Origin of the sequence: Empedobacter sp. UBA6305, from assembly GCF_002440405.1 — a bacterium.
Taxonomy (GTDB): domain Bacteria; phylum Bacteroidota; class Bacteroidia; order Flavobacteriales; family Weeksellaceae; genus Empedobacter; species Empedobacter falsenii_B.
This window is the reverse complement of record NZ_DJTP01000019.1, coordinates 36,983-43,167: the sequence shown is the minus strand read 5'-3', so window position 1 is coordinate 43,167 and position 6,185 is coordinate 36,983. Positions and strand designations below refer to the sequence as shown.

Sequence of the window (6,185 nt, the reverse complement as noted above, 5' to 3'; positions counted from 1 at the left end):
TTCGAGACCCATCATTCACCCATATTAAATCTCAATTTCAATAGAAGTTGAGATTTTTTTATTGAATTAATATCAAAACTTGGGAGCAATGCAAAAATTTGTGATAATCTGAATAAGAAAAAAGCTCTATCTCTAACTTCTTACAATTGCATTCTAAAGCTTTTTAATTTTTGGATTAGGAGTCAGGATTCTTGGTTATTTTAAATTATATTTTTATGGATAAAAAAAATAAGAATGATTTTTAGTTTGATTCTTCGTTGTAAATTTACCAAAACATTCAAAATGAAAAAATCATCAATATTCTTAGGAATGATTGCTTTTGCTGGAGTTTTAAGCTCTTGTTCAACTCAAAAAACAGCAGCAGAATCAACTCAAACCTCAATAGAAATGACAAAAGATTACGCTTTTCAATATTATGCTCAAGTTCCATTAACAACAGATATTTCGCATTTAACAAAAAACGAAAAAGAGATTTTACGTTTGATGTTCAAAACGGCAGATATTATGGACGATTTATTTTGGCAACAAGCTTATGGTGCTAAAATAGATTTGATGGACGAAACGAAAGGTGAAGCCAAAGAATATGCAAAAATAAACTACGGTCCTTGGGATAGATTGAATAACGAAACGCCTTTTATAAACGGTATTGGAGCAAAACCTGCTGGTGCAACTTTCTATCCAATTGATATGACGAAAGAGGAATTTGAACAAGCAAATATCAAAGATGGTAAATCTCTTTACTCAATTATTCGTCGTAATCGTGAAGGAAAATTATATTCGATTCCATACCACGAAAATTTCAAAAATCAATTATCAAAAGCCGCTGAATATTTAACAAAAGCATCAGAATTAGCAGAAGATGCTGGGCTTAAAAAATATTTAAAATTACGTGCTGCAGCTTTGATAAGCGATGATTTTTATGCAAGTGATTTGGCTTGGATGGATATGAAAAATGCAAATATTGATATGGTGGTTGGTCCGATTGAAAATTACGAAGATCAATTGTTTGGATATAAAACTTCATATTCTGCATATATTTTAGTAAAAGATATTGAATGGTCGAAAAAATTGGCAAAATTCGTTCAATATTTACCAGAATTACAGAAGAATTTACCTGTTTCTGCAAATTACAAAAAAGAAATTCCTGGAACTGATTCGGATCTTAATGCGTATGATGTGGTGTATTATGCGGGAGATTGTAACGCTGCTGGAAAAACAATTGCGATTAATTTACCAAATGATGAAAAAGTTCAACTAGAAAAAGGAACGCGCCGTTTGCAATTAAAAAATGCTATGAAAGCGAAATTTGATAAAATTCTTGCCCCAATTGCAACTGCTTTGATTGATGAAAGCCAACAGAAAAACATCAAATTTGATGCATTCTTTTCTAATGTGATGTTTCACGAAGTGGCGCATGGTTTAGGAATCAAAAATACAGTAAATGAAAAAGGTTCTGTCCGCGATGCTTTAAAAGAAGCTAATTCAGCTTTAGAAGAAGGAAAAGCTGATATTCTTGGTTTGTATATGGTGAATCAATTGTTGAAAAAAGGTGAATTGACAGGAACACAAGAAGATTATTTTGTGACTTTCTTGGCTGGAATCTTACGTTCAGTTCGTTTTGGAGCAAGTTCTGCACACGGACAAGCAAACATGATTGCGTTTAACTATTTTGCTGAAAATGGAGCTTTCGAAAAAACTACAAATGGACGTTACAGAGTAAATGTAGCTAAAATGGAAAAAGCAATGAATGGTTTATCAGAATTAATTTTGACACTTCAAGGAAATGGAGATTATGATGGTGTAAAAAAATTATATGCTGATAAAGGAATTATTCACGACGATTTACAAAAAGATTTAGATGTCTTGAAAACAAAAAACATTCCAGTTGATGTTGTTTTTGAACAAGGTCCAAAAATGTTGGGATTGTAAAAATAGATTCAATAAAAAAGCTTTCTCAAAATTGAGAAAGCTTTTTTGTTATTCATATAATTTCGTAGCAAAATCCTTCATCGGATTTCTAACTTTTTTCATTGGCGCTAGCCAATCTTCACTGTCTCTGTATCCCAAAGGAAGCATTAAAACGCTTCGCATTCCTTTTTCTTTCAAATCAAGCAAATCATCCAATTCAGCATTATCAAAACCTTCCATTGGCGTACTATCAATTTTCAATTCTGCTGCTTGAGCAAGAGCAAAACCTAATCCAATGTATGCTTGACGAGCTGTATGTGCAAAATTTTCTTCAGAAGTTTGAGGCAAATAAATTCCTTTCAATTTATCTGTATACGAACCAAAACGACCTCTTGGCAAATCTCTCTCATCCGTTGTATAATCGTAAATTGCATCAATACGATCTTCTGTATAACGATCCCAAGCTACAAAAACCAATAAATGCGAACAATCTACAATCGCTTGCTGATCATAGGCAATTGGAACAATTTTTTGTTGCAATTCTTTATTTTTAATAACTAAAATTCTGAACTGTTGCAAACCTGATGAAGTTGGTGCTAAACGAGCTGCTTCAACAATTTTTTTAACGTCTTCTTCTTCAACAATTAAAGACGGATCATATTTTTTTGTAGCGTAACGCCATTTCAAATCATCTATTAAAGACATAATTACTTATTTAAAATCTTTCTAAAAATACATCAAAAAAGTAATCGATCGACCAAAAAATATGCTAAAATTTATGTTATTTATCTTGTTTCCATTCCAAAAAATAACTTCCAGTTGCATTCGTAGAATTCCAACGAACTTGATAATCACCTTTTGCTAAATCAACTGTAAAATTTTCTTCTTTCGAATTTGTAAGTTGACGATTAAACACTACTTCATTATTTTGATCTACAATTTCAAAAATCATTTCGCCTTCTAATTTAATATTCGAATGAAAATTAGCAGTTAAACTTTTCGAAACATTTAGCTTGATATAACTCGTTCCAGAAGCATCTTCAAACTTCGCTTTTGTCCAATTATCACCATTCGAATTCGACCATTTCGAATCCCCCACTCCTTTGTCAAAAAAAGTTCCTTGCGATTTGATATTTGGATTATCCACTTTTCTATAAAAATTATTCGAATCAACATCTGCATTAACTTTTACTGTAATACATGATTGTAACGAAATCATTGCGATAATAAGTGCTATTTTTTTCATATTAGTTTCTCTTTTACTAAATAGATGCAGCATTTTGAAAAAAGTTACAGCAAACAAATATTTTTAAATCATTTTTGATATGCGTAACTTTCGCAAAATATTCTGATGAACGATACTACAGCTCAATTTTTGCAAGAAAACTTTACTCAAAAAGCAATTGAAAGTTTAACTCAACTTTCAGGAGGAGGTTCAGCTCGAGTATATTCGAGATTTTTTGATCAAAATCAGTCGTATATTTTGGCTGAAAGCTCTAATATTGAAGAAAATAAAGTATTTATTCAGTTCTCTTTAGATTTAAAAAAAGTCATCAATAATATTCCAGAAATTGTTTCAGTTTCAGAAGATTTTGCAACCTATGTTCAAACAGATTTAGGAGACGAAACACTGATGAATATTGTCTTGAATGATTTCGAAAAAGCAAAACCTTATTATTTTAAGACATTAGAAAAATTAGCAATTGCTCAAATTCAAGGTGCAACTAAAATCGATTTTAATCATACTTTTTCGTATCCAAAATTAGATAAAACATTAATTTTAAGAGATTTATTTCAGTTTAATTTTTACTTTTTAGATGTCTTAGGAATTGATTACAATGCAGGAAAATTAATCAAAGATTTTGATCGTTTTGCGTCTCAATTTGATAAACTTTCGCCACAAGGTTTTGTGTTCAGAGATTTCCAAACGCGCAACATTATGATTCATCAAAACGAACCTTATTTTATCGATTATCAAGGCGGTTTATATGGACCTGTTGTCTATGATTTGGTTTCGTTAATTTGGCAAGCAAAAGCCAATTTACCATTTGAATTTAAAAAAGAATTATACGAATTTTATTACCAAGAATTAACCAAACAAATTCCAACTTTAGTTCCAATAGATTTTCGTCAATCGTACGAATATTGTGTAGTTGCTCGACTTTTACAAGTTTTAGGAACCTATGGTTTGAGAGGAATTATTGAACGTAAAAAACACTTTTTAGAAAGTATTTCATTTGGGCTTAAAAACTTAGAATCAATAATCGATTATCCTATATTACAAAATTATCCAGAATTAAAACATATTATAAAAATCCTTGTTCTTCCAGAAACGTTAGAACGCATAAATCATAAAATAAATGGCTAAATTAAACATCAACGTTCGTAGTTTTTCGTATAAAAAAGGAATTCCAACCGATCCAACTGGAAATGGTGGTGGTTTCGTTTTTGATTGTCGTGGAATTCTAAATCCAGGTCGAATTCAGGCATATAAAACACAAACAGGGCGCGACGAAGAGGTTAAAAAATACTTGAAAACAGAAACTAAAATTGCAGTTTTTTTAGAAGGTGTTTTTCAAATTATTGACATTTCGATCGAAGATTATTTGCAACGAGGTTTCGAGAATTTAGAAATTAATTTTGGTTGCACAGGCGGACAACATCGATCAGTTTATTCTGCTGATGCGACTGCAAAACATATTCAAGAGAAATTTCCAGAAGCGCAAGTTACGTTACATCATATTGTGCAAGAAGAAAAAAATTGGATAAACGAGGCGTATTAATATGAAAGCAATGATTTTTGCAGCGGGTCTTGGGACTCGTTTAAAACCATTTACTGACAACCATCCCAAAGCTTTAGCAGTTGTAAATGGAAAACCTCTTTTGCAACGAAATATAGAATATTTGAAATCTTTCGGAATTAATGAAATCGTGATTAACGTGCATCATTTTGCAGATCAAATCATTGAGTTTTTAGAAGATAATAATTATTTCGGAATTGAAATTACTATTTCAGATGAAACAGATCAAGTTCTTGAAACTGGTGGTGGTTTGGTTAAAGCAAAAGCTAATTTCGAGGAAGATTTTTTGGTGATGAATGTGGACATTTTAACAGATCTAAATCTTGCTAAATTTATCAAAGCACATCAAGAAAACAAAGCGTTAGTAACGTTAGCAGTTTCTGATCGAAATTCATCTCGTAAACTATTTTTCAATGAACAAAATGAATTAAAAGGTTGGCGAAATCTGAAAACAGAAGAAGAAATAAAAGCTGTAGATTCTTTAGACAATTGCAAAGATTTAGCTTTTAGTGGAATTCATGTTATTTCTCCTACTCTATTTGATAAAATTACAGAGAAAGGTAAATTTTCTATCATGAAAGTTTATATGGACTTGATGAAAACTGAATCTATCATTGGTTTTGATCATTCTGGCGGAATTTTAATCGACGTAGGTCGACCAGAAAGCGTGTTAGAAGCAGAACAATATTTTAAATAGAAAACAAAAAACTCAATTCAATGGATTGAGTTTTTTTATGCAAAAAGTTTACATATCTTAGATAGAATGAAATACATTAATTATTTTATCTATTTAACTATTGTTGTAGTGATAATTCTCGCTTCAATACTTTACTTTTCTTTCAAAAATAAAGTTGGAAAGATTCTGCAAAAATAAATTACAATAAAAGCTTAGTTTTGATTAAGAAAGGATTCAAAGATACTTATCCTTATGACGAACGTTTTTTAGAAATTTATGATACAGAAATTCAGGATAAATTGAAGGAATTGTAAAAGTAATTGCTCAAAAAAAATATCCATTTTTTTTAATTTCTAGACTTCGCTTGAAATAATATTTTCTGAATTTATTTTTAAAAATCAATAAAACTCGCCATCTACATAAAACCATTTGCCATTCTCTTGCACAAACCTAGAAAGTTCATCATGTTCGTAGATTTCACCTTGTTTGTCTTGGTAATAAGCTCTAAATCGAACTTTATTATCTTTAGCAAAAACAATTTCTAACTTTAACCATTTATTCGATTTTGCCCAATCTTCGATATCACTAAAATCATTATCTTTTTGCGTAGAAGAATGTGTTGTATCAACTAAATATTCAGGCAAAACCATTGCAAAAGCAGCGTAACGAGAACGCATCAACTCTTCGGGAGTTTTTGGCAATTCAATATTCAAATGAAAAGGTTCGCAACAAGTTGCATATACTTTTCCAGAACAACAAGGACAATTCATTTTATTCTTTATTTTTTGCAAAGATACTGT

The 6,185-nt window shown here is 30.7% G+C and carries 7 protein-coding genes; 4 read left to right on the top strand and 3 right to left on the bottom strand.

Features of this window, described 5'->3' with window-relative positions; genetic code table 11:
- Positions 1 to 282 precede the first annotated feature (282 nt).
- Positions 283 to 1,929 carry a dipeptidyl-peptidase 3 family protein gene (locus B3M86_RS05070; RefSeq protein WP_291075753.1) on the top strand — a complete coding sequence of 549 codons (1,647 nt, stop codon included), beginning with the start codon at positions 283 to 285 and terminating at the stop codon, positions 1,927 to 1,929.
- Between the two features lie 48 nt (positions 1,930 to 1,977).
- On the opposite strand, the gene B3M86_RS05065 is transcribed toward B3M86_RS05070, so the two are convergent.
- Positions 1,978 to 2,613: an NAD(P)H-dependent oxidoreductase gene (locus tag B3M86_RS05065; protein ID WP_114999737.1), complete on the bottom strand. Its 636-nt coding sequence runs from the start codon at positions 2,611 to 2,613 to the stop codon at positions 1,978 to 1,980.
- Positions 2,614 to 2,689: 76 nt separating this feature from the next.
- A complete protein-coding gene (locus tag B3M86_RS05060) occupies positions 2,690 to 3,154 on the bottom strand; it encodes a hypothetical protein (RefSeq protein WP_147279970.1) in 465 nt (154 codons plus the stop codon).
- A 105-nt stretch (positions 3,155 to 3,259) separates the two neighbouring features.
- On the opposite strand from B3M86_RS05060, the gene B3M86_RS05055 reads away from it, so the two are divergent.
- The 3 genes from B3M86_RS05055 to B3M86_RS05045 are packed head-to-tail and all read left to right on the top strand — an operon-like array spanning position 3,260 to position 5,406.
- Positions 3,260 to 4,276, top strand: a complete 1,017-nt coding sequence (locus B3M86_RS05055) for an aminoglycoside phosphotransferase family protein (RefSeq protein ID WP_219034690.1) — start codon at positions 3,260 to 3,262, stop codon at positions 4,274 to 4,276.
- The gene (locus B3M86_RS05050) at positions 4,269 to 4,691 is read left to right on the top strand and encodes a RapZ C-terminal domain-containing protein (RefSeq protein ID WP_219034689.1); all 423 of its coding nucleotides are present in this window, start codon (positions 4,269 to 4,271) and stop codon (positions 4,689 to 4,691) included. The genes B3M86_RS05055 and B3M86_RS05050 overlap by 8 nt, the downstream gene beginning before the upstream one ends.
- Position 4,692: 1 nt before the next feature.
- The gene (locus B3M86_RS05045) at positions 4,693 to 5,406 is read left to right on the top strand and encodes a nucleotidyltransferase family protein (RefSeq protein WP_219034688.1); all 714 of its coding nucleotides are present in this window, start codon (positions 4,693 to 4,695) and stop codon (positions 5,404 to 5,406) included.
- 377 nt (positions 5,407 to 5,783) lie between these two features.
- Here B3M86_RS05045 and B3M86_RS05040 read toward each other — a convergent pair whose 3' ends face one another.
- Entirely contained in the window at positions 5,784 to 6,155 is a 372-nt protein-coding gene (locus B3M86_RS05040) for a YchJ family protein (RefSeq protein WP_219034687.1), read from the bottom strand.
- Positions 6,156 to 6,185: the final 30 nt, after the last annotated feature.